The organism is Arthrobacter sp. zg-Y40, from assembly GCF_020731535.1.
Lineage (GTDB): Bacteria > Actinomycetota > Actinomycetes > Actinomycetales > Micrococcaceae > Arthrobacter_B.
Genome location: NZ_JAJFZS010000001.1, coordinates 419,663 through 446,443, shown reverse-complemented (window position 1 = coordinate 446,443; position 26,781 = coordinate 419,663). Strand labels below are relative to the sequence as shown.

The following is a 26,781-nucleotide window of genomic DNA, read 5'->3' as shown; positions in this document are numbered from 1 at the left end:
AGGCAGTGTAGTGTGGTGCCCACCACGTGGATGCTTGGAGAATAGCCGGAGCGCGACGGTGCGTTCCACCGAAAGGAAAACCATGGAAATGGAAGAGGATCTTTTCTCGAACAGCCATGTCGTTGAAAAACCGGACGCTGCAGAGGCCACCCAGGACCAAATCTCGGCCGAGATCGGCAGTATCCACGCGGCCTACGGCAAAACGCTGGACGACGGCGCCGCGGAGGAAACCCAACCCCGCGTGGACTTCTCTCCCTACCGCAGTTCCCTCCTGCGCCACCCCACCAAGGATCCCCGCCATGTGGATCCGGAAACCATTGAACTGTGGTCCCCGGCCTTCGGGCACCAGGACGTCCACGCGCTGGAGAGTGACCTGACCATCCAGCACAACGGCGAGCCCATGGGGGAGCGGATCATCGTGCGCGGCCGCATCCTCGACGGTGACGGCCGGCCGGTGCGGAACCAGCTGGTGGAAATATGGCAGGCCAACTCCGCCGGACGCTACATCCACAAACGGGACCAGCACCCGGCGCCGCTGGATCCGAACTTCACCGGTGTGGGCCGCTGCCTCACCACGGAGGACGGGTTCTACGAGTTCACCACCATCAAGCCCGGACCTTACCCGTGGAAAAACCACCACAACGCCTGGCGGCCGGCGCACATCCATTTCTCGCTCTTCGGCACCGACTTCACCCAGCGGATGATCACCCAAATGTACTTCCCCGGCGATCCGCTCTTTGCGCTGGACCCGATCTACCAGTCCATTACCGACCAGTTGGCCCGGGACCGGCTGGTGGCAACGTATGACCACAACATCACCGCCCACGAGTGGGCTACCGGCTATAACTGGGACATTGTGCTCAGCGGCAGCAACCGCACGTGGATGGAAGACGAGGATGCACAACCATGAGCGAGCAGAAGCTGACGGCCACGCCCGGGCAGACTATCGGGCCGTTCTACGGCTACGCCCTCCCTTTCGAGAAGGACAACCAGCTGGCGGCGCCGGGCATGCCCGGCAGCGTGCGGCTGCAGGGCACGGTCACGGACGGCGCAGGGGACCCCGTTCCCGACGCCCTGCTGGAAATCTGGCAGGCCGACGCCGCGGGCAACATTGCGCAGCGCGCAGGTTCGCTCGTCCGTGACGGGTACACCTTCACCGGCTGGGGACGCACGGCGGTGGACAATGCCGGAAACTACACGTTCACCACGGTGAATCCCGGTCCTGCCGAGACAGGCTCCGCGCCCTTTATTTCCGTTGTCGTTTTTGCCCGCGGCCTTCTGAACAAGCTGCACACGCGGATGTACCTGCCGGACGATGAAGCGGCCCTGGCCCGCGACTCCCTGCTGTCCTCGCTCCCCGAGGAGCGCCGGCGTACGCTCATTGCCACCCGTGAAGCGGACGGCGGGCTGCGCTGGAACGTCAGCCTCCAGGGCGAGAATGAAACCGTTTTCCTGACCTACCCGGGAGCCTAGGCATGGATGCTGCACAGAGCGCCGATTACGGGCTGCTCGCGCCGGCCTGGGCAGGCACGCCCGCGGCGGAGCTGACCGGAGACCGGCAGCTGCTCCAAACCCTCCTGGATGTTGAACTGGAATGGGTGCGGGTGCTGGCCGCCGCCGGCCTGGCCGGCCCCTCCGCTCCCGAAGCGGTGGCCGAGGCAAGTGACGCGTCCCAGTACGACGCCGCGTCCCTGGCCGTGCGTGCCCAGGGCGGCGGGAACCCGGTAATACCGCTGCTGGCCGACCTGCGCGCACGGGTGCGGTCCGGGCCGGGGGGAGCTGCAGCGGCCGCCGCAGTCCACCGCGGCGCCACCAGCCAGGACGTTATGGACACCGCGCTGATGCTGATGTCCCGCCGCGCACTGGACGTCATTGCATCCGACGCGGACCGCGCCGCCGCAGCGCTGGGCAACCTGGCCCGGGAGCATGCCGCAACGCTGTGCGTGGCCCGGACCCTGACCCAGCATTCGACGCCGTCAACCTTCGGCCTGCGCGCCGCCCAGTGGCTGCACGGCGTCGGGCAGGCCACCACGAGCCTGCGCACCGCGGCCGCTGCCCTGCCCCTGCAGTGGGGCGGTGCCTCGGGTACCCTCGCTGCCCTCACCACGGCGGCTGCCGGCGCACAGCCCGAAGGTGGACGGATCAGCAGTCTCGACCTCACCGAACGCCTCGCTGACGCGCTCGGGCTGTCCCACCCCGTGGCGCCGTGGCAGACCAACCGGCTTCCCGTCACCGCCCTCGGCAACGCCCTGCAGGACTTCACCGCTGCCGCCGGGAAAATGGCCAACGACGTCCTGCTGCTCAGCCGCCCCGAGATCGGCGAGGTATCCGAACCCCGTGCCGCCGGGCGCGGCGGTTCCTCGGCCATGCCGCAGAAGCAGAACCCGGTCCTGTCCGTCCTGATCCGCAGCGCCGCGCTGGCCGCGCCTGGCCACGGGGTGCAGCTGCAGGCCGCCGCGGCGGCAGCAGACGACGAGCGTCCCAGCGGGTCCTGGCACGTGGAGTGGCAGGCCCTGCGCTCCATGCTGCGCCTGGCCGGGGGAGCGGCCGCCCACCTGGCTGAACTGGCCGAGGGGCTGCAGGTGCACACCGGGGCGCTGGCTCGGAACCTGGACAGTGCCGGGCCGCTGGTGGTCAGCGAGAAGATCATGGCCGTTGCGGCGCCGCTGCTCGATGACCACATGGAGCGCAACGGCATGCCGGGAAGCGGCAAGGAGATGATCTCCGAGGCAGTTGCCGCCTCGCTCAGCTCCGGGGAGCCCTTCGAAAAGCTGCTGCGCGGCGTCGTGCCGGTGCAGGTGCTCTCCGACGCGGACCTGTTGTCCCTCCTCGACCCCGCCCAATACCTTGGGGAGGCGGCAGCGCTGATTGAACGGATCACCGCCGCCTACCCCGGAAAGCCGAGCGCATGAGCATCCCCGCCATCAAGGCAACCCGCCTCACCGGGCCCGGTGCTCCCGTGCTGATCGCCGGGCCTTCGCTGGGAACGGCAGCCCTGCCGCTATGGAACCGGGCGGCAGCAGCCCTGGACACCTTTACGGTTATCGGCTGGGATCTTCCCGGCCACGGCGCCAGCCCCGCCGCAGAGGACGGCTTCAGCATCGACGACCTGGCGGCGGCCGTCGCGGACCTCGTCCGCGGTGCCCGCCGTTCCGGGGACATTGCCGCCGGCGTCCCGGTGTTTTACGCCGGCGTGTCCCTGGGCGGCGCCGTGGGACTACAGCTGGGCCTGGACCACGGCGACCTGTTCGACGGGCTAGCCGTGATGTGTTCGGGTGCCAAGATTGGCGACGCCGAGGGCTGGGAGGAGCGTGCGGACACCGTGCGCGCCCAGGGCACCCCCACGCAAATCACGGGGTCCGCACAGCGCTGGTTCGCGCCCGGCTTCATGGAGCGCGAACCAGCCGCCGCCGCAGCCCTGCTGCACTCGCTGCAGGATGCAGACCGGTTCTCCTACGCTTACTGCTGCTCCGCTCTCGCCAACTTCGACGTCCGCGAACGCCTGCCGGACATCACGGTGCCGGTGCTCGCCGTCGCCGGCGCCGAAGACGCCGTCACGCCGCCCTCGTTTGCAGACCTGATCGCGGACCGTGTCACCAACGGCACAGCCGCCGTCGTCAACGAGGCCGCCCACCTGGTCCCGGCCGAACAGCCGGCCCAAACCGCGCAGCTGCTGAAGGACTTCTTCGGCGCCCAGTACCTGGAAGGGATCTAGCCCGTGATCGCAGACGGAGACAAGAGCCGGCAGGACGTGTACAACGAGGGCATGGCCGTCCGCCAGGAAGTCCTCGGCCCCGAGCACGTGGACCGTGCCAACGCCGGCAAGGACGGGTTCACCGCCGACTTCCAGGACCTGATCACCCAGTACGCGTGGGGCACCATCTGGACCCGGCCGGGCCTGCCGCGCACTATGCGCAGCGCCGTCACCCTCACCGCCCTGATCGCGCACGGCCACTTGGAGGAGTTCGCCATGCACGTCAGGGCGGCCCTGCGCAACGGCCTCAGCCGCGACGAGATCAAGGAGATTGTGCTGCAGTCCGCCATCTACTGCGGCGTCCCGGCAGCCAACTCGGCGTTCAAGACGGCGCAGGGCGTGTTCCGGGACATCGACGCCGAGGCGTAGCCGCGCAACGAGCCAGACCCAACAGTCCGAACGTTCCGATTCCAGTTTCTTCGCAGCACGTTTCAAAGGAGCACCGGTGAACCAGGCATATATCTACGACGCAGTTCGTACCCCTTTCGGGAAATTCGGCGGCGCCCTCGCCGGCGTCCGCCCCGATGACCTGGCCGCCCAGGTGATCCGGGCAGCCGTCTCTCGGGCACCGGAACTGGACCCGGACCGGATCGATGAAGTGGTCTTCGGCAATGCCAACGGCGCGGGTGAGGAAAACCGCAACGTTGCGCGCATGGCGGCCCTGCTGGCGGGACTGCCGACCTCCATTCCGGGCACCACCGTCAACCGGCTCTGCGGGTCCTCGCTGGATGCGGCAATGATTGCCTCCCGTCAGATCAACACCTCGGAGGCGGACCTGATGCTCATCGGCGGCGTGGAGTCCATGAGCCGCGCCCCCTGGGTGTTGCCCAAGAACGAGTTGCCGTATCCCGCCGGTGACGCCGCCCTTGCCTCCACGACCTTGGGCTGGCGCCTGGTCAACCCGGCCATGCCGAAGGAATGGACGGTGTCCCTGGGCGAGGCCACCGAGCAGCTTCGGGAGAAGTACGGCATCACCCGCGAACGGCAGGACGAATTCGCCGCCGCCTCCCATGCCTCGGCGGCCCGGGCATGGGACGAGGGCAAGTACGCGAACCTGACCGTCGCCGTCGACGGCGTGGACCTGGCCAGGGATGAAAGCATCCGCGCAGGGTCCACCACGGAGAAGCTCGCCACCCTGCGCACTGTCTTCCGCCCGGCGTCCGACGACGCGTCCGGCGGCACAGTGACCGCCGGCAACGCCTCGCCCCTGAACGACGGCGCCTCCGCGGCCTGGTTGGGCAGCGAAAGTGCGGCCGGGATCCTGGGGCTGGCGCCGCTGGCCCGCATCGCAGGCCGCGGCGCCGCCGCAAATGAACCGCAGTTCTTCGGCTACGCACCGGTGGAAGCAGCCAACACCGCACTGAAGCGCGCCGGCATCAGCTGGGGCGATGTTGGCGCCGTGGAACTGAACGAGGCCTTTGCCGCCCAGTCCCTGGCATGCCTGGATGCGTGGGACGTGGACCCCGGGATCGTCAACGCCTGGGGCGGTGCGGTAGCGATCGGGCACCCGTTGGGGGCTTCCGGCGCCCGCATCCTGGGCACCTTGGCCCGCCGGCTGCAGGAATCCGGGGAACGCTGGGGCGTGGCCGCCATCTGCATCGGCGTCGGCCAGGGCCTCGCCGTCGTGCTGGAAAACGCCAATTGACCCGCCCCGCCGCTCAACCGTAAGGAAGACACCGTGCTCAAGATAGTCCAGGACGCAGATGAGGCCGTGGCGCCCATACACGACGGCGCCACCGTGATGATCGGCGGGTTCGGCCGTGCCGGGCAGCCCGTGGAACTGATCGAAGCGCTGCTGCGCCAGGGAGCAGCCAACCTGACCGTCGTGAACAACAACGCCGGCAACGGGGAGCAGGGCCTGGCAGCGCTCATCGGCGCCGGGCGGGTGAAGAAGATCGTGTGCTCCTTCCCCCGGCAGTCCGACTCGCAGATCTTCGACGCCCGATACCGGGCCGGGGAGATTGAACTGGAACTGGTGCCGCAGGGCAACCTGGCCGAACGCATCCGGGCCGCCGGCGCCGGCATCGGCGGTTTCTTCACGCCCACGGCCTTCGGCACGCCGCTGGCCGAAGGCAAGGAAACCCGGATGATCGACGGCCGCGGCTACGTCTTCGAAACGCCGCTTCATGCCGACTTTGCCCTGGTCAAGGCCCTGCGGGCGGACCGCGCCGGCAACCTCGTGTACCGCAAGACCGCACGGAACTTCGGTCCGATCATGGCTGCGGCGGCGAAGCACGCCATGGTGCAGGTCCGCGAGATAGTGGACACCGGGCAGATAGACCCCGAGACCGTCGTGACCCCGGGAATCTACGTCAACACCCTGGTCCGCGTGGACCGGGAGAAAGCACCGGCCGCAGCATGAGCACCACGGAAAAGCTGGACAAAAACGCCCTGGCAGCCCTAGTAGCTGCGGACATCGCCCCGGGGTCCTTCGTGAACCTGGGCATCGGACAGCCAACCCTGGTGTCGGATTTTTTGAAGCCGGAGCAGAACATCACCCTGCACACCGAGAACGGCATGCTCGGCATGGGACCCCAGGCGCACGGTGACGAGGTGGACCCGGACCTGATCAACGCCGGCAAGATTCCGGTGACCGAACTGCCCGGCGCCTCCTACTTCCACCACGCCGACTCCTTCGCCGTCATGCGCGGCGGACACCTGGATGTGTGCGTCCTTGGCGCCTTCCAGGTATCGGCCTCCGGTGACTTGGCCAACTGGCACACCGGGGCGCCGGACGCCATCCCCGCCGTCGGCGGCGCCATGGACCTGGCCACCGGGGCCAAGGACGTCTACGTCATGATGAACCTGTTCACCAGGGACGGTGCCAGCAAGCTGGTGAAGGAATGCAGCTACCCGCTGACCGGCGTCGGCTGTGTCACGCGCGTCTACACTAATGAGGCGGTCTTTCTGCTGAAGGAAGACGGGGTCCACGTCCGCGAGACCTTCGGCACCACCCTCGAGGAACTGGCCGCAGCAATGGACATTGAGCTGATTCGCGGCAACGCCGGCAGCTAGGCCTACACCATGGGGGATAAATGAGCGGGACCGCACCGGCCAGCGACCAGTACGTCCAGTCCCTGGCCCGGGGCCTGCAGGTGATCCGCGCGTTCGACGCCGAGCACGTGCAGATGACGCTCAGCGACGTCTCGCGCCGGACGGGCCTGACCCGTGCCACGGCCCGCCGTTTCCTGCTCACCCTGGTGGAGCTCGGCTATGTGCGGACCGACGGGCGGACCTTCGAGCTGACGGCGCTGGTGCTGCAGTTGGGGTATTCCTACCTGTCGGGCCAGTCCCTTCCCCAGCTGGCCCAACCGGTCCTGGAGGACCTTTCCCGGGCGATTTCGGAGTCCACCTCCGCCTCCATCCTGGACGGCAACGAGATTGTGTACATAGCCCGAATCCACACCCGCCGGCTGATGACCGTGGGCATCAGCGTGGGCACCAGGTTTCCGGCCTACGCCACCTCCATGGGGCGGGTGCTGCTGGCCGGCCTGTCCGGGGACCGGTTCGAAGAGTACCTGGCCGCGGTTGAGCTGCGGCCGCTGACCGACCGGACGGTGACCGATCCGGACCGGCTCCGGAGTATGGTTGCCCGGGTGCGGGAACAGGGCTGGGCCATTGTGGACCAGGAACTGGAGCAGGGCCTGCGCTCGGTGGCCGTACCGATATTCGACTCCCGCGGGCAGGTGCTGGCTGCGCTGAACACCTCCATGCAGGCAGGCCTCGGAACCGGAGCGCCTACACTGGAGGAAGCAGCGGCCAGGGTTGTGCCGCACCTGCAGCAGGCGTCGGCCACCATTACGGCCGCCCTGGCGGCGCGAAGCTAGCGGGACAGGGCCAAGCAGAATGTGATCCCTGCCGCACTTTCGTCCGGCTCCGCTTAAGTCTGCTAGACTGAAAGCCAATTGTTTGTGTGGCAGTGGATGAAGGCCGCTCGCGTGCCCTCCGTGGTGAGATACTCGGAGGAATGCATTCCGGAAGGAATGGGCGGGCCTGTTTCCGGGTTGCGGGCTTCTTGCGCAACGAATGCCACACTTTTGCACGCCTACGGTCGCTTTCGGCGAGAGTATCGGAACTTCTCGGGGCATTGCGGCAACGACTTTAAGCGCGTCGCCCCCTGGTTGGTTTCAGCCGGCAGCGGGGCGGGGCAACCAGAGAATTATCTCGAGAAAAAACGGAGAACACGAAAGTGCCTACGATTCAGCAGCTGGTCCGCAAGGGCCGCTCACCCAAGGTCTCCAAGACCAAGGCTCCTGCCCTCCAGGGCAGCCCGATGCGCCGTGGTGTCTGCACCCGCGTTTACACCACCACCCCGAAGAAGCCGAACTCGGCTCTGCGTAAGGTTGCACGTGTCCGCCTCAACGGCGGCATCGAAGTAACCGCTTACATCCCCGGTGTGGGTCACAACCTTCAGGAACACTCCATCGTGCTGGTGCGCGGCGGCCGTGTGAAGGACCTTCCCGGTGTCCGCTACAAGATTGTCCGCGGTGCCCTCGATACCCAGGGTGTCAAGAACCGCAAGCAGGCTCGCAGCCGCTACGGCGCGAAGATGGAGAAGAAGTAATATGCCCCGCAAGGGTCCGGCCCCCAAGCGGCCGCTCGTACTGGATCCCGTCTACGGCTCCCCGCTGGTCACGCAGCTGATCAACAAGGTTCTGATCGACGGCAAGAAGTCCACCGCAGAGCGCATCGTCTACGGTGCACTTGCAGGCGCTCAGGAGAAGACCGGACAGGATCCGGTTGCAGCCCTGAAGAAGGCCATGGACAACATCAAGCCCAGCCTTGAGGTTAAGTCCCGCCGCGTTGGCGGCGCCACCTACCAGGTTCCCGTTGAGGTCAAGCCGGGCCGTGCAACCGCACTGGCCCTGCGCTGGCTGGTTGGCTACTCGAAGGCCCGCCGCGAGAAGACCATGACCGAGCGTCTCCGCAACGAAATCCTGGACGCTTCCAACGGTCTCGGTGCAGCTGTGAAGCGCCGCGAGGACACCCACAAGATGGCTGAGTCCAACAAGGCCTTCGCGCACTACCGCTGGTAAAAAGCCTGGCCGACGGCGGCCCCTCCTTCGAGGCCCTGCATTCCGCTTAGGCGGGGTGCGGGGCCCGAAGCAGATAAACGCAGTCGAACCGGCAAACACCAAATATAGGGAGAAACCGTGGCACTTGACGTGCTTACCGACCTGAACAAGGTCCGCAACATCGGCATCATGGCCCACATTGATGCCGGCAAGACGACTACAACCGAGCGCATCCTGTTCTACACGGGTGTCAACCACAAGATTGGCGAGACCCACGACGGTGCGTCCACCATGGACTGGATGGCACAGGAGCAGGAGCGGGGTATCACCATTACCTCCGCAGCTACCACGTGTTACTGGGACAACAACCAGATCAACATCATCGACACCCCGGGTCACGTTGACTTCACTGTCGAGGTTGAGCGGTCCCTGCGCGTCCTCGACGGCGCCGTCGCTGTCTTCGACGGCAAGGAAGGCGTTGAGCCGCAGTCCGAGACTGTTTGGCGTCAGGCCGATAAGTACGATGTGCCGCGTATCTGCTTCGTCAACAAGATGGACAAGCTGGGCGCTGACTTCTACTTCACCGTAGACACGATCATCAACCGCCTGGGCGCCAAGCCGCTGGTTCTCCAGCTGCCGATCGGCTCCGAGAGCGAATTCGAGGGCGTCGTTGACCTCATCGAAATGCGTGCCCTGACCTGGCGCGGCGACGCCAAGGGTGACGTGACCATGGGCGCCAAGTACGAAATCGAGCCGATCCCCGCAGACCTGCAGGAAAAGGCCGAAGAGTACCGCGCACAGCTGGTCGAGACCGTTGCTGAAGCCAGCGACGAACTGATGAACAAGTACCTCGAAGGCGAAGAGATCAGCATTGCGGAGCTGAAGGCCGGCATCCGCAAGCTGACCATCAACTCCGAGGTCTACCCGGTTCTGTGCGGCTCTGCCTTCAAGAACCGCGGTGTGCAGCCGATGCTGGACGCCGTCGTCGACTACCTGCCCAGCCCGCTGGACGTGCCGAACATCAAGGGCCACGACATCCGCGACGAAGAGGTCATCCTCGAACGCGCCGCTGATGCCAACGCTCCGTTCTCCGCCCTGGCTTTCAAGGTTGTCACGCACCCGTTCTTCGGCCGCCTGACCTACATCCGCGTGTACTCCGGTCACGCTGCTTCCGGCGCCCAGGTCATGAACGCGACCAAGCAGAAGAAGGAGCGCATCGGAAAGCTCTTCCAGATGCACGCCAACAAGGAAAACCCGGTCGAGGAAATCACGACGGGCCACATTTACGCCGCTATCGGCCTGAAGGATACGACCACGGGCGATACCCTGTGCGACCTGCAGGACCCGATCGTGCTGGAATCCATGAGCTTCCCGGAGCCCGTGATTTCCGTGGCCATCGAGCCGAAGACCAAGGGTGACCAGGAGAAGCTCTCCACGGCCATCCAGAAGCTCTCCGAAGAGGACCCGACCTTCCAGGTCTCCCTCGACGAAGACACAGGTCAGACGATCATCGCCGGCATGGGCGAGCTCCACCTGGACATCCTGGTGGACCGCATGCGCCGCGAGTTCCGCGTGGAGGCCAACGTGGGCAAGCCCCAGGTGGCTTACCGCGAGACCATCCGCCGTGCAGTCGCCAAGCACGACTACACGCACAAGAAGCAGACCGGTGGTTCGGGTCAGTTCGCAAAGATCCAGATCGCGATCGAGCCGCTGGATACTTCCGACGGCACGTTCTACGAATTCGAGAACAAGGTCACCGGTGGTCGTGTTCCGCGCGAATACATCCCCTCCGTTGACCAGGGTATCCAGAGCGCCCTCACTGACGGTGTGCTCGCCGGTTACCCGGTTGTCGGCATCAAGGCCACGCTGCTTGACGGCGCGTACCACGACGTCGACTCCTCGGAAATGGCGTTCAAGATTGCCGGACGCCAGGCCTTCAAGGAAGCTGCACGGATGGCCAACCCGGTCCTGCTGGAACCGCTGATGGATGTAGAAGTCCGCACCCCTGAGGAATACATGGGTGAAGTCATCGGTGACATCAACTCCCGCCGCGGCCAGATGCAGTCCATGGAAGATGCAGCCGGCGTAAAGGTCATCCGGGCGCACGTCCCGCTGTCCGGCATGTTCGGTTACATCGGCGACCTGCGGTCCAAGACCCAGGGCCGCGCCGTGTACTCCATGTCCTTCAACAGCTACGCCGAGGTCCCGAAGGCAGTTGCCGACGAGATCATCCAGAAGACGCGCGGCGAGTAAAACTTGGAGGGTGGAACGGTTTACGCCGGGACACCCGCCGTGTGTGCCCGGTCCGGGTTTCGGCCCGGACCGGGCGCATAGCCAAACTGAGCGGCCTCGCCAGGCTGCTGCGGAAATCGGCAATTTCATCAAATAAACAGCCCCCAGTAGACTTACATCAGTTTCAGTTGCGAAAAGCGCGGCTGGAGATTGAGTCTTCTAACTCTCTAGGAGGAACCCGTGGCGAAGGCAAAGTTCGAGCGGACTAAGCCGCACGTCAACATCGGCACCATTGGTCACGTTGACCATGGCAAGACCACGTTGACCGCTGCCATTTCGAAGGTGCTTGCTGACAAGTACCCTGATCTGAACGAAAAGCGCGATTTCGCTGCTATCGACTCTGCACCTGAAGAGCGCCAGCGCGGTATCACCATCAATATCTCGCACATCGAGTACCAGACCGAGAAGCGCCACTACGCACACGTAGACGCTCCCGGCCACGCTGACTACATCAAGAACATGATCACTGGTGCAGCTCAGATGGACGGCGCAATCCTCGTGGTTGCCGCTACCGACGGTCCGATGGCCCAGACCCGCGAGCACGTTCTGCTCGCCCGCCAGGTGGGCGTTCCCTACCTGCTGGTCGCACTGAACAAGTCCGACATGGTTGACGACGAAGAACTGCTCGACCTCGTGGAAATGGAAGTTCGCGAACTGCTGAGCTCCCAGGAATTCGACGGGGACAACGCTCCCGTCGTCCGCGTTTCGGGCCTGAAGGCTCTGGAAGGCGACCCCAAGTGGGTTGCTTCCGTCGAAGAGCTGATGGACGCCGTTGACAACAACGTGCCGGACCCGATCCGCGACAAGGACAAGCCGTTCCTGATGCCGATCGAGGACGTCTTCACGATCACCGGTCGTGGAACCGTTGTCACGGGCCGCGCCGAGCGCGGTACCCTCGCCATCAACTCCGAGGTCGAGATCGTCGGCATCCGTCCGGTCCAGAAGACCACGGTTACCGGTATCGAGATGTTCCACAAGCAGCTTGACGAAGCATGGGCCGGCGAGAACTGTGGCCTGCTGCTCCGCGGCATCAAGCGCGAAGACGTAGAGCGTGGCCAGGTCATCGTGAAGCCGGGTTCCATTACCCCGCACACCGATTTCGAGGCCAACGTCTACATCCTGTCCAAGGATGAAGGCGGACGCCACAACCCGTTCTACTCGAACTACCGCCCGCAGTTCTACTTCCGTACCACGGACGTAACCGGCGTCATCACCCTCCCCGAGGGCACTGAAATGGTTATGCCCGGCGATAACACTGAGATGACCGTTGAGCTCATCCAGCCGATCGCTATGGAAGAGGGCCTCGGCTTCGCTATCCGCGAAGGCGGCCGCACCGTTGGATCAGGCCGCGTCACCAAGATCATCAAGTAATTTTTGATGTTCTAGCCTGAACCTTTTCGGTTCTTAGCAGGGCCCCGTTGCTTATGGCAGCGGGGTCCTGCTGCGTTTAAACCCGGGGGTTTCAACTCCGGACGCCGCCGGGGTGCGGGCCAGGGACCGGATAAGATCCGTGGCTGCGGCCAGTCCCTGTTCGAAGGCACGCACGGCGTTGAGCCCCGACGCGTCACGTGCCCCGCCGATAACGGTAAACGGTGCACCGGCCGCCTCGAGGTGCCCCTGCAGCGGGTTGTGCGGCACCTGTCCGGCGGCCAGGACGACGGCGTCGGCCGGCAGCACTGTCCGGCTTCCCGCCTCGTCCCGGACCAGGAGCCCGCCGGAGCGCAGTTCCAGGGGAACGGTGTGGGCCATGGTGCGCACCCCCGCTTCCCGCAGTTCCTGCAGGACTGCCCAGCGGGTTGACGGGCCGATGCCCGCACCGATCCGCGCGCCGCGGCGCAGGATGGTGACCCGGCGGGGTCCGGTCCCGGCGTACTCCACCAGGAGGCGGGCCAGGTCGACGCCGATTCCGCCTGCCCCGATAACCACCACCCGGTTGCCGAGCAGCTCAGCGTCGGCAAAGGCACGGCGGTAGTCCAGTACGGGGATGTTTCCGGTACGGGGCAGCGGTACCGGCCGCGGACGGACACCGGTTGCCAGCAGGACGTGCGCGTAGCCGGCCAAGACCGGGGCCGTGGGGGCGGTCCCGCACCTGATCCGGACACCCAGCCGCGGTAGTTCGTTGCCGAAGTAGCGGATGGTCTGCAGGAAGTCGGCTTTCCCCGGCACCTGGCCGGCCAGCCGGAACTGCCCGCCGATGCCATCTGCTTCCTCATAGAGGTCCACCCGGTGCCCGGCGTCCGCCAAGGTGGCTGCTGCCTGCATCCCTGCCGGTCCCGCACCCACTACCGCCACCGCGGCACTGTTTCGGAGTTCCCGCCGGCGGAGCAGCGGGAAGTAGTTCTCCCGCCCGGCCCTCGGGTTGACCAGGCAGGAGACCGGGTCGGCCCCCAGCGAGCGGTCAATGCAGGCTTCATTGCAGGCGATGCAGGTGTTCACCAGCCGCGCATCTCCGCGCCGGGACTTCGCCACGATGTCCGGGTCGGCGAGGAACGGCCGCGCCATGGAGACCAGGTCGGCGTGGCCGGCAGCAAGCGCCTGTTCTGCCAGCGGCAGTGAGTTGATCCGGTTGCTGCCAATCACCGGTACCGGCACGTCGCCTGCGGCCAGGGCTGCCCGGATGCCGCCGGCAATCCCCATCCAGTGGCCGTGGGGAACCATCGCCTGCACGGACGGCACGGTGGATTCGTGCCAGCCAATGCCGATGTTGAGGGCGTCGGCTCCGGCCCGGGCCAGCTCAACGGCCAAGTCAGCCGACTCCCCGATGCTGCTGGAGCCCTCCACGAAGTCGGCGCCCGAGGTGCGGAAAATCACCGGGAAGGTGCTGCCGACGGCGGAGCGCACCGACTGCAGCACCGCCAGCGGGAAGGCCTGCCGCCGCACAGGATCGCCGCCCCAGCGGTCCCGGCGCAGGTTGGTCAGGGGCGAGGCAAACTGGTTGATCAGGTAGCCTTCGGACCCCATGATCTCCACCGCATCGAATCCGAGTTCCCGCGCCCGGGCCGCTCCGGCAGAGAAGTCGGCGAGCGTGTCCTCGATCTGTGGTCCGGTCATGTCTGCGGGCATGGTCCGGGAGAAACCGGAGAATACCTGTGACGGGGCGGCCGGGCGCAGTCCGTAGGTGGATTCGAAGGCGTACCGCCCGGCGTGGAAGAGCTGGAGGGCCAGCCGCCCGCCTGCTTCATGGACGGCGTCGAGCACCGGTGCCAGCACCGCAGCGGCTTCCGGCTCGTTGATCAGCAGGTAATTGGGGCCGCCGGCACCCGTTCGGTTAACCGCAGCGCCGCCCGTCACGATCAGCGCGGCACCGCCCGCTGCACGTTCCCGGTAGAACGCTGCGAGGGAACCGGCGTCGTCCTCCCGGTTCAGGTGCATGGAGCCCATCACTATCCGGTGCGGCAGGAGCAGCGAACCAATGGAAACGGGGGAGAAGACCCTGGTGAGGGACACTTCCGGCACGCGGGCAGCGGGCATTAGCGCAGGGCGCCCGGTGATGCTGCGGGATCGGGGACGGCGGCCGCGACGCCGTCGTCGGCAGCCGGTGCCTGCGCGCGGCGGAACAGGTCGCGGGCAATCACGGTCTTCTGGATCTCGTTGGTTCCTTCTTCGAACCGCTGGGCACGGGCGTCCCGGTAGACCCGCTCAATGGGCATGCTCTTCCAGTAGCCGATGCCGCCGTGCACCTGCAGGGCCTTGTCCGTGACCCGGGTGAGCATGTCCACCGCGGTGAGCTTGGCCATGGAGGACAGCGAGGGGGCAGACTCGCTGCCGTCCTGCCAGGCTTGTGCCGCCGTCATGGTCAGGGCCCGAGCGGCTTCGATGTCGGCGGCGTTTTCAGCCAGGGCGAAGGCGACGGCCTGCCGGGCAGCCAGCGGCTGGCCGAAAGTGGTGCGTTCCAGGGCATAGGCGACTGCAAGCTCCTGGGCGCGCCGGGCCAGGCCCACGCAGCTCATGGCCACCGAGATGCGGCTGGGGGTCAGGAAGCCGCCCAGGGCCACGTCCAGCCCGTCGCCTTCCGCGCCCAGCCGGTTTGCCACCGGAACCGGTGTGTCGGTGAAAGACAGGGAGGCATGGTCGGTGCCCCGCACGCCCATGGTTTCCGAAGTGTCCTCCACCACGGTGCCGGGGGCATGCCGGTCCACCAGCAGGGCGACGGTGCCGTCCCGCCCGGTGGTGCCGGCCAGCCGGGCGAACAACAGCCAGTAGTCGCAGCGCACGCCGAAGGTGATCAGGTGCTTGCGGCCGGTGAGATAGTACGTGTCGCCCTCCCGCCGCACACTGGAGGTGATGTCGGCGCCGGTGCCGTTGCCGGGCTCGGTGAGCGTGAAGGCGACCACCAGGTCGCCGGCGACGGCGGGACGCAGGTATTTTTCCCGCTGCGGTTCGCTGGCATGCGGGTTCATGGCCCGCCAGGTGCCGTTAACCACGTGCACGATCATCCGGATGGAGGCATGCGAACGGGAGAAGACTTCCATCAATCCCATCCACTGGACGAAGCTCACGCCCCGCCCGCCCAGGTCCGCCGGTGCCGCAAGGGAGAGGAAACCCGCTTCCCGCAGCTCCTTCCACAGGGCATCGGGCACCCGCCCGGTGGACTCGATGCGCTCCGCCCATGCTTCACCGGGGCCTTCCACCCAGGCGGTCACGGCTGAAAGCAGGTCCCGGTATTCCGAATCCGGGACGCTGCTGCCCCGTCCGTCTGCGGTGATGGCTGTGCTGGTCACTGTGGACTCCGATTCACTCATAACGCTCATATTGCTGGTTGGGGGAGGCACTGATTTGCCGGGTGCTTCAGCCGGAGACGGAGGGGTCCCGGCCGTTCCCGCCTGCCGGGGCGAAGTTCCGGGCCATGTCCCGCAGGAGGAATTTCTGGACTTTGCCCACGGCATTGCGCGGTATCGCATCCATCAGCTCCAGGCGTTCGGGCCAGTAATGCTTGGACACCTGGTGCCGGTCCAGGAAGACGGTGAGGTCAGCCAAGCTCAGGGGAGCTCCTGGAACCGGCACCACGAAGGCACAGGCCCGTTCGCCCAGCCGTGCGTCCGGCATGGCCGCCAGCGCAATGTCCAGCACAGACGGGTGCCGGAACAGCAGTTGCTCAATCTCAGCCACCGGGATCTTCTCGCCCCCGCGGTTGATGATGTCCCGGACCCGGCCGGTGACGCGCAGGTACCCGGCGCTGTCCATTACGGCAGTGTCGCCGGTCCGGTACCAGCCGTCTTCGGTAAAGACTTCCTTGGTCAGGTCCGGGCGGTCGAGGTAGCCGTCAAAGACCGTGGGGCTGCTCAGTTCGAAGTTTCCTTCGACACCGGCCGGAAGCAGCCGACCGTCATCGTCAACAATCCTGGTTCTTACTCCGGCCAGGGGACGGCCGTCGGTTCCCCATACCTTCGCGGGTTCGTCCTGCGGCGCGGCCAACGTGCCCAAACAGGTTTCAGTGGTGCCGAAGGCCCCGCAGATCCCGGCACCCAGCACGCGTGTGGCCCGTTCGGCCAAATAGCGCGGCACGGCGGCACCGGTGCTGACGAAAATGCGCAGGCTGGGCGGAGCTGTTGCCCCGGCGTCCACTGCCTGCACCAGGTCCGTGAGGAACGGGGTGGCAGCCTGCACAAACGTGGCGCGCCAGCCGTGCATCAGCTGCAGGGCACGTCCCGCGTCCCAGACCGGCTGCAGGATCTGCGGGCAGCCCAGGACAAAGGACAGCCACATGCCGTACAGGAAGCCGGTCTGGTGCGCCAGGGGCGAGGGGATGAACACTGCGTCGTCACTGGTCAGGTGCAGGTGCGCCGCTTCCATGGCTGCGGCCCGGCTCAGCGTTCCGTGCCGGTGCACAACGCCCTTGGGCTCGCCGGAGGTGCCGGACGTGAACAGCAGCTGCGCGGCGTCGCGCGCCGTGGGGGAGTACCGGGAGAGGACGCCGGGATCGGGCCGGGCCTGTGCCAGGGTCTGGTGCCAGTCACTGAACCGCGGCCCTCCGTGGACCTTGGGGAGGGGATCCGCGCTGCCCGGAGCGCGCAGTACCAGCACGTCCCGCACGGGCAGGCCCGGTTCCGGTCCGGCCGGGGCGGGTTGCCCGACCAGTCCGGCCAGCTCCGCAGCGGGCCGGCGGCCGCGGAATTCCTGCATGGTGACGAATACGCGGGCGTGTGCACGCTGCAGTGCCAAGGCCACTTCGCGTTCGCGGAAGATGGGCATCAGCGGCGCCGCCACCGCGCCGATGCGCAGGGAGGCCACGGTGAGAATCACGAATTCACTGCAGTTGGGCAGCTGGAAGGCCACGCGGTCTCCCGGCTGTACCCCCAGCTCCAGCAGCGCTGCGGCGGTACGGTCGGCTGCCGTGTCCAGTTCCGACCAGGTCAAGTGCCCTGATCCCTTGGCACCGCCGTCGACCACCGCCGTCTCGCTGGGACGTTCCGCAGCCCACCTGCGCACCCAATCCGGCCCGGTGACTGCAGCGGCGGCCTCCACAGCGGCCGGGGTGGCGATGGTCCGGGCACTGCTGCCGCGGGCCGTGCGCGCCGGACGGGCCAGGCGCGCACGGCGGATGACTCCGTCCTGCACCTCCATGCGCAGTCCGAAGGCAGTCATGGCGGCCAGGTACTCCGGGTAGGAAATCCGATACGCATTGGGATATGTGAGGGTGCTGCGGCCCTCTGCTGCGGAGGCTGCAACGGCAAGGGACATCAGGACGCGGTGGTCGTTAAAGGAGGAAAGGTCCGACCCGTTCAGGCCGCGCACACCGCGGATCACCAGGGAAGAACCTTCCACGCCGAGGTCTGCGCCCATCGCGTTCAGCTGCAGCATGGCAGCTACCCGGTCTGATTCCTTCATCCGCACGTGGTCAACGTGGTGGAAGACGCTGCGGCCGCCGGTGAAACAGGCCATGACCGAGAGGATCGGAAGCATATCCGGTACGCGGCGGCAGTCCACCTCCACCGGTTGCAGCCGCAGCCCGCCGTGCCGGATACGGACTGCGCCGGCGGCAGGATCCAGCTCCAGGGGCACCCCCATGGAACGCGCCAGGTCAAGGAAGTCCGCTTCCGGGTGGTCGGAACCGGAGGAGGAGGCGGAGGACAACCCGGCCAGCGTAATGTCTGCGGGATGGAGCGCGGCCGCGGCGACGCCGAAGGCGGCCGACCCGATGTCCGGGGGCATGCGCAGATCCGCGGGTACCGCCTGCTGGTTGGGCGGAATCCGAAAACGCCGGAAGTCCGGATCGGCGTCGACCTGCAGTCCGAATTGCCGCATCATGGCGATCGTCAGCTCTATGTAGCTGCTTTCGTTCTGAGCGCCGTCCACGAACACCGTTGTTTCCGTGCGGGCGAACGGGGCCAGCAGCAGCAGGCCGGAGACCCATTGGGACAGGGTTCCGGGGATGTGCACTTCACCGCCGTGCGGGCGGCCGCTGCGGACCCGTATCGGCGGACAATCGTTGGTGGAGGAAACATCCAGGCCCATGTCGCGCAGGGCGGCGAGCAGTGCCCAGATGGGCCGGCGCTGGAAGTACTTCTGGCCCGTCACTGTGACGTCCCGCCCGGCCAGCGCAGCCAGCCCCACCATGAAGTACAAGGTAGTTCCCGAACTCCCCGCCGATACGGTGTCCCGCTGCGGCCGGTAGGCTCCCCCGTGCACCACGAATGTGTCGCCCTCGATCTCAATGCCGGTGCCCAGCTGGCGCAGCATGGCCACTGTGTACTGCACGTGCCGGGCATCCGTGAGACCGGAAATCCTGCTGCTGCCGGATGCCAGCGAGGCCAGGATCAGGGCGCGGTGGGCGTGGTACTTGGAGTTGGGAACCTGCACTGTGCCGCTGATGCCGGCGTGCGTTCCGAGGACCGAAAGATACATGGCCGCACGGCCTTCCTGTTGTCTGCGTGCCTACCCCTGCCACCCCTCGTGCGCCGACGCTACCAGCTTGGTATCCGGGTCGGAACAGCCTCCCGCGGTCCGGTTCCGCCGTGAAGCGAATCGGCTGCGCTGCGGTAGGGATCAGCGGTGGAAACGGGTGGCCCGGCCAGGCCGGGCGGACGGGTGGCCCGGCCAGGCCGGGCGGGGCGGAAGCGGCCGGACGGGACCTCTCCTCCACACAGCGGCGACGGACCGGGATGCAGGCCCTTTGTCCACCGGAGCGCCCCTTGCCGGGGAAGTGAGCGCCGTCACCCTAGGATAGGCAAGAGCCAATACCGGCTGGAGCACAAAAACCGGAAGGAAGCAGATCGATGGGGGTCTTCCTGCTTTTCCTGGCTGCAATCACAGCCAGCTATTTCATAGGCCGTTCAGCGGGCCGCAGGGCAGCGCGCGGAATGGACAGTATGGGCAGGCCCTTGCCGCCACCGGACCAGATCTATGACGAGGGGTACCGGGCCGGCTACGCCGGCGCTGCGGCACAAGCAGCGCACGCTCCACAAGCAGCGCAGGCTGTACAAGCGGCCCAGACCACTGCCGGCGACCATGCAGAACCGCACGTGACGGCCGCTCCACCGGCTTTTGTGCCACCGAACTCTGCTCGGGCTAACTCTGCTCCGGCGAACTCTGCCAACGTGAATTTTGCCCAGTCTGCTCATTCGGTGCTGCCGTCAGCGGCGCCGGTTCCGGCCGGCGCCAGCGCGGCATCTATCGCAGCCGATCCGTCCTTGGTTGCGCGGCGGGGACAGGGCATGCCGCCGGCACCGCCCGCGGTGCCGGCGCCAGAACCGCCGCGGGCCAAGACCGAGGCTGAACTCCGCGAGGAGAAACGCCGCCGGGACCTGCGGAACATCAACATCACGCTGTACTCCGCCAGCCTGTTGCTGGTGGCAGCTGCCGCCCTGTTTATCGGCCTGGCCATACCCGAGCAGGCGCGCTTCTCCGGCGTGGTTGCGGTGACGGCACTGTTTTACGTCTCGGGACTGGTGATCCATGCCCGCAGCCGGCGGCTCCGTCCGGCAGCCGTCGCCTTCACCGGTACCGGACTGGCACTGATACCGGTTGTGGGACTGGCGCTGTTCAACCTCGTCCTCCATGACGGCCCGGCCGCCTGGCTGTTCACTTCCGTTGCCGGAACCGCCGCCTTCGCCTATGCCGCAGCAAAGATCGAAAGCCGGGTGGTGGCCTACCTGGCGCTCACGTTCCTGTTGTCTTCGGGATTGGCCTCCGGTGCCGCCCTCCGCTGGGGAATTGTTTGGTATTTCCTGTCTACGGTCGTCCTCGCGACCCTGATCAGCCTCGCGGCAGTCCGCCGCCCCAAATGGTTGAACAACCTTTATCTGGACGCCTTTGTCCGCTCCCACCGCTACCTCGTACCGGCCACCGCGGTTGCCTCAGCCTGGATTTCAGATGATCTGGGAGCCGCGCAGCTGGCAGTCCTCTTCCTCGCCTTCGCCTGTTACTACGCGGTCATGCTGTGGCAGGGCCCGGACCGCCACATGCTGGTAAACAGCTACGGACTGCGTGCTGCGGGCACCGTGGGGCTCACAGCCTTGTTCTACTCATTCACCGACAGCGGCCAAGCCACGTTGCTGGCCTTTGCCGTACAGGTCCTGGCCCAACTGGCGGGCGTCCTGCTGCGGCGTCCGGTTTACGGCGCCGCTGCACTGATGCAAGCCGCATCCAGGGCAGCGGGCCTGCCGCTGGACAATGCGGACGAGGCCAGGCGGCACCGCAGCAGCGGAACCGGCGCTCCCCAAACCGCAGGGGCCGTGGGTGGCCAGGGCGGAAGCCTGCCTGAGCTGTTCGGTGCGGATACTCCCGGGGCCGCTTCGGTCAGCCTGGTTAAAAAGCCGGCACGGACAGTGCAGCAGTCGGCCGGGCGCTTTTTCCGCGTGGATGTTGCGGTGCTGTTGGCGGTTCAGGCCGGAGCAGGGGTGCTGGCAGGCCTGGCCTACGCCTTTGGCATGTGGGGTGGGAACATGGCTGTGTTCGCCGGTACGGCCCTTGTGGTTCTGCTGGCCTACCTTGCCGCCGGCTGGAAGGTTGGCGGGGTGCTGGAGTTCGGGGTTACCGTCCCAGTGCTTCTGGTGCTGGTTCCCACGGCTGTGGAGCCCCGGGTATCCCTGTGGCCGGCAGTGCTGGTTACCGCAGCCCTCACTGCCTACCTGGTCATCCGCGCAGTACGCAGCGGCCCCGGTCGGAGAGCGGTGTTTGTCCTCGCGGCACGCGCAGCCGCAGTCCTGCTGGTGCCTCTGGTGCTCCTGGCATCCCTGGCAGAGTCCGTTGGAGCGGATCCGGGTGCCTGGGCCCTCGCCGGAACGGCCGCGGCCCTGGCAGCGAATCAGGTAATGACGGTGCTGCGCCTCCGGCAGGGGAAACCGGAATACCGGCCGGGTATAACAGCCTTGTCAGCCGCGGCTGGAACTGTGCTGCTCGCCTGCGGCCTGCGCGGGGCCGAGGACCCGGGGCTCGCTTTGGCCGGCCTGTGGGTACTGGTAGCCGCAAACGTTCTGACCTCGGTACTGCACCCGAGGGGGCGGTACCTCGCTGCCGGCCCGGCAGGTTTCCTCTCGGCGGCCCTTATCGGGGCGGGCGTCCTGGGACTGCGGGGCTACGAACTGCTGACGGCAGCCGCACTGGCGTACTGCGTTGTGCTGTTCGCCAGGATTTCTTCGCACTTGCAGCGTCCCCCGGTCACGCCACGCCGCCCGCCGTTGCGAGGGGCCCACCTGCTGGCTGCGCAGGCCCTGGTTGTTGTCCTCTCCGGGCTGGTGGCTGCGGATGTGACCGGAAATGTGCACCGGATCTTCGCTGCCCTCGCGGTGAGCATCGGTGTGCTGCACCTGCTGCGGACCCTGTTTGCCGCCCGCATAGAGCCGATGGGACTGGCCGGCGCCGGCCGGTGGGGCGGCCTCGCCGCATCCGCGGCGGTGCCCGGGGCGTATGCCCTGCTGCCGCGGGGGACCGGCGACCCGGGCAGCTTGCTGTTCCTGATCGCCTGCGCTGCTGCGGTCGCAGTGTTTACGCAGGTGGCTGCCGCCGTCCGCCTCCGCCGGGGGCGGCCGCTGCCGCTGGCTGCGGAATTGATCACTGCCGCTGCCCTCATCGCAGTCCTTGCCGCGGCTGCGTCACGCGGCGTGGAAGGCCCTGCGGCCTGGAGCCTTGCCTTGCTGTGGGCGGCCCTTGCCGCCAACGCAGCTGCTTCGCTGTTGGTCCCGGACAGGTTCGAGCCGGCTGCACCAGCCGGGTTTGCCGCGGCGGCTGCCGTGGGTGCCGGGCTCCTGGGCCTGCGCGGCTACGAACTGCTGGTCCTGGCCGGCCTGGCCTATGCCGCCGGTCTTGCAGTGAACCGCAGGCAGCCGAACCGGGGCTTGTACCTGTTGGCGGTTCAGGGACTGCTGATCGTCTTGGCCGTATTGGCGGTTGCGGACCTTGGTGCCGATGCGCACGGCTTGGTGGCAGCAGGAGCGGCAGCAACGGCGGCGCAGCACCTGGTGCGAACGGCGCTGCACCGACGCCTTGACGGCGGCGGCTACTCCGAAACATCACTGTGGATCAGCTTGGCCCTGCTGGTCCTGGCACCCGGTTTTTACGCCCTGCACACTGGCACGGAAGCCCGCCGGGACGTGGCGGCAGTTCTGCTGCTGCTGCTCCTGGCCGCAGCGGTACCAGCCTTCGCCCGGCGGCACCGGGCTTCCGAAGCACGCTCTGGATGGATACTCTATCCGGCAGCCCTGGCGCTGGGGGCGTTGCCGCTGGTCCTTTCCGGCCTGCCTGATGTGGCGGAGAAGGGCTTGCTGCCCGAACCGGTGCTCAGCTCGGAAGCCGCGGGCCTGGTTCTGCTCGCCCTCGGTGCGGCAGCGCTGTGGGGAGAGACCCGGCGGTCCTGGCACGCGGATACCAGGATGCCGTTGCTGGCTGCGTCGGCGGGGTACGCGGCTGCCGTCCTGTTCACAGCCGGGGCCACCGGAAACGCGTTCCTCGCATCCGCTGGCTTCGCCATGGGCGGGGCAGTGTGCCTGGTCCTGTCCTACAGCCGGGCACAGCCATGGGCAGCATTGGGAACCCCGCCGCTCCTGTTCGCCGCGGCACTATGCCTGTCGGCTGCAGTGGGGGACAGTTACTCCAAAGGTCTTGGGGCGGCCGGGTACAGGTTCCTCGCTGCCGCTTGGGCGGCAGCTGCCCTGCTTCAGCTGCTTCGTGCGTTCCTTCCGGCAGGACGCAGCTGGGACCCCCGCGACGAAAGCGCACCGGACAGTGCCGTGCAGGTGCCCGGCGCCGGTTCCGGTTTCCCTCAGTTGCTGAGGCGTCGGATCATGGGTTGCGCCTCTGCACTAGTCGCTGCGATAGCCGCAGTTCCCGCCATGGCGTCGGATTCAACTGCCGTGGCGGGGTCCGTGACCGTCATCGCGGCCGCGGCCCTGGCACTCCCGGAGCTTCCCCGGCAGTGGCGCGAACAGGCAATGCAGGGAGGAGCCGTCCTCACTGCCTTGGCGGTTCAGCGGATTAGCTGGCTGGTGCTGGGCGGGGTGAACGTCTTCTGGTCCGTGCAGTACTGGGCGTGCGTGCTGGCCGCGATGGCCGGTTACGAGTTCCTGCGAAGGCGCGAACAGCGCGGAACGGCCTTCCTGACGGTTTCTGCCGCCATCCTCTCCGCGAGCGGGTTGCTCACCGTCATCAGCGGAGGCGGAGGCAAGCAGCTGTGGGCACTGGTGGCCCATGCCGGCCTGCTCGCCTTCGGACTGCTGGCCAGCCGGCGGCTGTTCACCATGTGGGGAGCGGCAGGTGTGGTGCTGGCCGTGCTGTGGTACCTGCGCGGCTATACCTTCCTCCTGCTGGCACTGCTGGGTGTCGGACTGATCGCGCTGGCTGTATGGCGGCTCACCCGTGTCCGTTCCGACGCCGACGGCACGGAGCAGAACCGAACGCATCACTCGGACCCAATTGCACCGGCCGGGGGAGCGGCGGGCCCGGGGCTTATGCAGCCGGCGCCGGGAGGAGCGCCCTCTTCGGGGACGATCCAGGCGGCGCCCTGGACGCAGCCGGTGCCCGGGGCGCCCCCGGCACCGCCACTGCCGGAAAACGGTCCGGACCCGGACAGCCAAGCCCCGGAAGCCCCGGGCGCGGGTGGGCGCACCCTCTGACACGAAGTTCAATCCTCCGCTAGGCTCGGAGGATGGAACTTCTCATTCTTTTGGTCATTGCGGCAGCCGTCGCCGCCGGTGTGGGCTGGACCCGGAAGAACTTCCGTTCCGAAATCGACCGCACCAAGCGGATCCGCCGGTCCAACCGGGACGGCATGCCCTGAGTCCAGGAGATGCGGCCTGCCACGGACACCGTTTCAGGGAGCCGCGGCGCCTGGGTTAGACTGTTGGAAGTTGACGCTCCGCTGGCCCTTTGGAAACATCGGCCCTTGGAAACCTCGGGCAGGGAAACCTCAGGCCCGGGCGGCAGCAGCCAGATAGTGCAAGGTATGCCGCTACACCGGCATTGCCTTGTCGTAGGTGCGGTGCCTGATTGGCCATCCGTGCCCAAGTCTGGCAGACTAGAGAAGTTGTTCAAGCGCTTTTGTGCCCACACGCGCCCTTGCTCCTGCTGAACTGCAGGAAACAGGCAGTGGTGAGATTGCGTCCCGGCCAGGATAATGCCTGGTGCAGGGTCGGATCCTTCAGGGGAAGAGCCCATATATAACCCGCCCCTATTCTTTCTCGGGGTCGTCGGTCTCAACACCGCGACACGCCCGAGCGCGGGGGTCGGAGCCTCGACAGGGTGAGGAACCCGGATTCATCCGGATTCAGTCTGTTGGAGGGGTGCCAGGCCGTAAGGCAGTTCGGCGCAAAAACTGTACAGAGAGCATTACTCGAAGAAAGAGGCACGACGCCATGGCGGGACAAAAAATCCGCATCCGGCTGAAGTCGTACGACCACGAGGTCATCGACGTATCAGCACGGAAGATCGTTGAGACGGTCACGCGTGCAGGCGCAACGGTAGTAGGCCCCGTGCCGCTGCCCACGGAAAAGAACGTTTACGTTGTTATCCGTTCGCCGCACAAGTACAAGGACAGCCGCGAGCACTTTGAAATGCGCACGCACAAGCGCCTGATCGACATCATTGACCCCACGCCCAAGGCCGTTGACTCGCTTATGCGTCTTGACCTGCCTGCAGACGTGAACATCGAAATCAAGCTGTAGGGGGGGAGCGGATAATATGTCTACTTCACTTACACGCCAGGTAAAGGGACTGCTGGGCACCAAGCTCGGCATGACCCAGGTCTGGGACGAGAACAACAAGCTCATCCCCGTTACCGTCGTCCAGGCTGACTCCAACGTCATCACGCAGCTGCGCAGCGCGGAAAAGGACGGCTACACCGCCGTTCAGATCGGCTACGGCCAGATCGATCCGCGCAAGGTGACCAAGCCGCTGGCCGGCCACTTTGAAAAGGCCGGCGTCACGCCGCGCCGCCACGTAGTTGAACTGCGTACCGCAGATGCCGACACCTACGAGCTGGGCCAGGAACTCTCCGTTGAGATTTTCGAAGCCGGCCAGAAGGTCGACGTCACCGGAACCTCCAAGGGCAAGGGCTTTGCCGGTGTCATGAAGCGTCACGGCTTCCACGGCGTCGGTGCCTCCCACGGTGCACACAAGAACCACCGTAAGCCGGGTTCCATCGGTGGCGCATCCACCCCGGGACGCGTCTTCAAGGGCGTTCGGATGGCAGGCCGCATGGGCGCTGTCAAGCACACCACCATGAACCTCACGGTTCACGGTGTGGACGCCGAGAAGTCGCTCCTGCTGATCAAGGGTGCCGTTCCCGGCGCCCGCGGCCAGGTCGTCCTCGTACGCACCGCCGTGAAGGGAGCTTAGTCTCATGGCTAACGAAACCACTGTTGAATTCCCCGCAGAGATCTTCGACGTTCAGACGAACGTACCGCTGCTCCACCAGGTGGTAGTTGCTCAGCTTGCAGCCGCCCGCCAGGGTACGCACAAGACGAAGACCCGCGCCGAGGTTAGCGGTGCAGGCCGCAAGCCCTTCAAGCAGAAGGGCACCGGCCGGGCTCGCCAGGGCTCGATCCGTGCGCCTCACATGACCGGTGGCGGCGTTGTCCACGGACCGACGCCCCGCGACTACAGCCAGCGCACCCCCAAGAAGATGAAGGCTGCTGCACTGCGCGGCGCCCTGTCTGACCGGGCACGCAACGGCCGTATCCACGTCCTCGAATCCCTGGTTGAAGGCACCAAGCCTTCCACCAAGGACGCACTGAGCGCCCTGCGTTCGGTTTCCGACCGCAAGAACCTGCTCGTTGTTATCGAGCGCGCCAACGATGTTGCTGCACTGTCCGTGCGCAACGTCCCGGAAGTTCACGTGATCTACGTAGATCAGCTGAACACCTACGACGTGCTGGTTTCCGACGACGTGGTCTTCACCAAGGCTGCCTACGACGAGTTCGTCGGCAAGAACACTGTCAAGGAGGACGCCAAGTGAGCGCGACCACCGCTAAGGACCCGCGCGACGTAGTGCTTGCACCCGTCGTCTCGGAAAAGAGCTACGGCCTGATCGACGAAGGTAAGTACACCTTCCTGGTCGACCCCCGCTCGAACAAGACCGAGATCAAGCTGGCCGTGGAGAAGATTTTCTCCGTCAAGGTCGACTCGATCAACACCATCAACCGTGCCGGTAAGCGTAAGCGCACCAAGTTCGGATGGGGACAGCGCAAGAGCACCAAGCGCGCAATTGTCACCCTCAAGGACGGCACAATCGACATCTTCGGCGGTCCGCTCAGCTAGGGCGGAGACCACTTTAACGAGGAATAAATA

22 protein-coding genes are annotated in these 26,781 nt (G+C 66.5%); 19 read left to right on the top strand and 3 right to left on the bottom strand.

Annotation, left to right across the window (positions count from 1 at the left end; translation table 11 throughout):
• The first annotated feature begins 88 nt into the window (after nt 1–88).
• From pcaH to tuf, 13 genes are all read left to right on the top strand, one after another.
• Entirely contained in the window at nt 89–910 is an 822-nt protein-coding gene (pcaH, locus tag LJ754_RS02065; protein ID WP_227925420.1) for a protocatechuate 3,4-dioxygenase subunit beta, read from the top strand.
• Nucleotides 907–1,473 (top strand): protocatechuate 3,4-dioxygenase subunit alpha, encoded by a 567-nt coding sequence (pcaG, locus tag LJ754_RS02060; protein ID WP_227925100.1) that lies wholly within the window; start codon nt 907–909, stop codon nt 1,471–1,473. Before pcaH ends, pcaG begins: the two co-directional genes overlap by 4 nt.
• Nucleotides 1,474–1,475: 2 nt before the next feature.
• Nucleotides 1,476–2,912 (top strand): lyase family protein, encoded by a 1,437-nt coding sequence (locus tag LJ754_RS02055; protein ID WP_227925099.1) that lies wholly within the window; start codon nt 1,476–1,478, stop codon nt 2,910–2,912.
• Nucleotides 2,909–3,715 (top strand): alpha/beta fold hydrolase, encoded by an 807-nt coding sequence (locus LJ754_RS02050; RefSeq protein WP_227912791.1) that lies wholly within the window; start codon nt 2,909–2,911, stop codon nt 3,713–3,715. The genes LJ754_RS02055 and LJ754_RS02050 overlap by 4 nt, the downstream gene beginning before the upstream one ends.
• A gap of 3 nt (nt 3,716–3,718) precedes the next feature.
• Nucleotides 3,719–4,123, top strand: a complete 405-nt coding sequence (gene pcaC / locus LJ754_RS02045; RefSeq protein ID WP_227925098.1) for a 4-carboxymuconolactone decarboxylase — start codon at nt 3,719–3,721, stop codon at nt 4,121–4,123.
• A gap of 76 nt (nt 4,124–4,199) precedes the next feature.
• Nucleotides 4,200–5,399 (top strand): thiolase family protein, encoded by a 1,200-nt coding sequence (locus LJ754_RS02040; RefSeq protein WP_227925097.1) that lies wholly within the window; start codon nt 4,200–4,202, stop codon nt 5,397–5,399.
• 33 nt (nt 5,400–5,432) lie between these two features.
• Nucleotides 5,433–6,116 (top strand): 3-oxoacid CoA-transferase subunit A, encoded by a 684-nt coding sequence (locus LJ754_RS02035; protein WP_227912794.1) that lies wholly within the window; start codon nt 5,433–5,435, stop codon nt 6,114–6,116.
• Nucleotides 6,113–6,769, top strand: a complete 657-nt coding sequence (locus LJ754_RS02030; RefSeq protein WP_227925096.1) for a 3-oxoacid CoA-transferase subunit B — start codon at nt 6,113–6,115, stop codon at nt 6,767–6,769. The genes LJ754_RS02035 and LJ754_RS02030 overlap by 4 nt, the downstream gene beginning before the upstream one ends.
• Before the next feature lie 20 nt (nt 6,770–6,789).
• Nucleotides 6,790–7,581 (top strand): IclR family transcriptional regulator domain-containing protein, encoded by a 792-nt coding sequence (locus tag LJ754_RS02025; RefSeq protein WP_227925095.1) that lies wholly within the window; start codon nt 6,790–6,792, stop codon nt 7,579–7,581.
• Between the two features lie 362 nt (nt 7,582–7,943).
• Complete coding sequence (gene rpsL / locus LJ754_RS02020; protein WP_104052742.1) at nt 7,944–8,318, top strand: 30S ribosomal protein S12; 375 nt, start codon at nt 7,944–7,946, stop codon at nt 8,316–8,318.
• A 1-nt stretch (nt 8,319) separates the two neighbouring features.
• Nucleotides 8,320–8,790: a 30S ribosomal protein S7 gene (gene rpsG / locus LJ754_RS02015; RefSeq protein WP_227903869.1), complete on the top strand. Its 471-nt coding sequence runs from the start codon at nt 8,320–8,322 to the stop codon at nt 8,788–8,790.
• 117 nt (nt 8,791–8,907) lie between these two features.
• Nucleotides 8,908–11,022: an elongation factor G gene (fusA, locus tag LJ754_RS02010; RefSeq protein WP_227912797.1), complete on the top strand. Its 2,115-nt coding sequence runs from the start codon at nt 8,908–8,910 to the stop codon at nt 11,020–11,022.
• A 219-nt stretch (nt 11,023–11,241) separates the two neighbouring features.
• On the top strand, nt 11,242–12,432 hold the full coding sequence (gene tuf, locus LJ754_RS02005; protein ID WP_227892319.1) for an elongation factor Tu: 1,191 nt from the start codon (nt 11,242–11,244) through the stop codon (nt 12,430–12,432).
• Nucleotides 12,433–12,483: 51 nt separating this feature from the next.
• Here the strand turns inward: tuf and LJ754_RS02000 are convergent, their stop codons facing one another.
• The 3 genes from LJ754_RS02000 to aroA are packed head-to-tail and all read right to left on the bottom strand — an operon-like array spanning nt 12,484 to nt 18,906.
• Complete coding sequence (locus LJ754_RS02000) at nt 12,484–14,532, bottom strand: oxidoreductase (RefSeq protein ID WP_227925094.1); 2,049 nt, start codon at nt 14,530–14,532, stop codon at nt 12,484–12,486.
• Nucleotides 14,532–15,803 (bottom strand): acyl-CoA dehydrogenase family protein, encoded by a 1,272-nt coding sequence (locus LJ754_RS01995; RefSeq protein ID WP_227925093.1) that lies wholly within the window; start codon nt 15,801–15,803, stop codon nt 14,532–14,534. The genes LJ754_RS02000 and LJ754_RS01995 overlap by 1 nt, the downstream gene beginning before the upstream one ends.
• Before the next feature lie 46 nt (nt 15,804–15,849).
• A complete protein-coding gene (aroA, locus tag LJ754_RS01990) occupies nt 15,850–18,906 on the bottom strand; it encodes a 3-phosphoshikimate 1-carboxyvinyltransferase (protein ID WP_227925092.1) in 3,057 nt (1,018 codons plus the stop codon).
• A gap of 809 nt (nt 18,907–19,715) precedes the next feature.
• Between aroA and LJ754_RS01985 the strand changes: the two genes are divergently transcribed.
• The 6 genes from LJ754_RS01985 to rplW all read left to right on the top strand — a co-directional run bounded on the left by LJ754_RS01985 (nt 19,716) and on the right by rplW (nt 26,751).
• Nucleotides 19,716–24,110, top strand: a complete 4,395-nt coding sequence (locus LJ754_RS01985) for a hypothetical protein (RefSeq protein ID WP_227925091.1) — start codon at nt 19,716–19,718, stop codon at nt 24,108–24,110.
• Between the two features lie 32 nt (nt 24,111–24,142).
• Nucleotides 24,143–24,274, top strand: coding sequence for a hypothetical protein (locus tag LJ754_RS16815; protein WP_269437385.1), 132 nt, complete (start codon nt 24,143–24,145; stop codon nt 24,272–24,274).
• A 574-nt stretch (nt 24,275–24,848) separates the two neighbouring features.
• Complete coding sequence (gene rpsJ, locus LJ754_RS01980) at nt 24,849–25,157, top strand: 30S ribosomal protein S10 (RefSeq protein ID WP_146361073.1); 309 nt, start codon at nt 24,849–24,851, stop codon at nt 25,155–25,157.
• A gap of 16 nt (nt 25,158–25,173) precedes the next feature.
• Nucleotides 25,174–25,830, top strand: coding sequence for a 50S ribosomal protein L3 (rplC, locus tag LJ754_RS01975; protein WP_227912802.1), 657 nt, complete (start codon nt 25,174–25,176; stop codon nt 25,828–25,830).
• A 4-nt stretch (nt 25,831–25,834) separates the two neighbouring features.
• Complete coding sequence (gene rplD, locus LJ754_RS01970) at nt 25,835–26,449, top strand: 50S ribosomal protein L4 (protein ID WP_227912803.1); 615 nt, start codon at nt 25,835–25,837, stop codon at nt 26,447–26,449.
• Entirely contained in the window at nt 26,446–26,751 is a 306-nt protein-coding gene (gene rplW / locus LJ754_RS01965; RefSeq protein ID WP_066295939.1) for a 50S ribosomal protein L23, read from the top strand. Before rplD ends, rplW begins: the two co-directional genes overlap by 4 nt.
• Nucleotides 26,752–26,781: the final 30 nt, after the last annotated feature.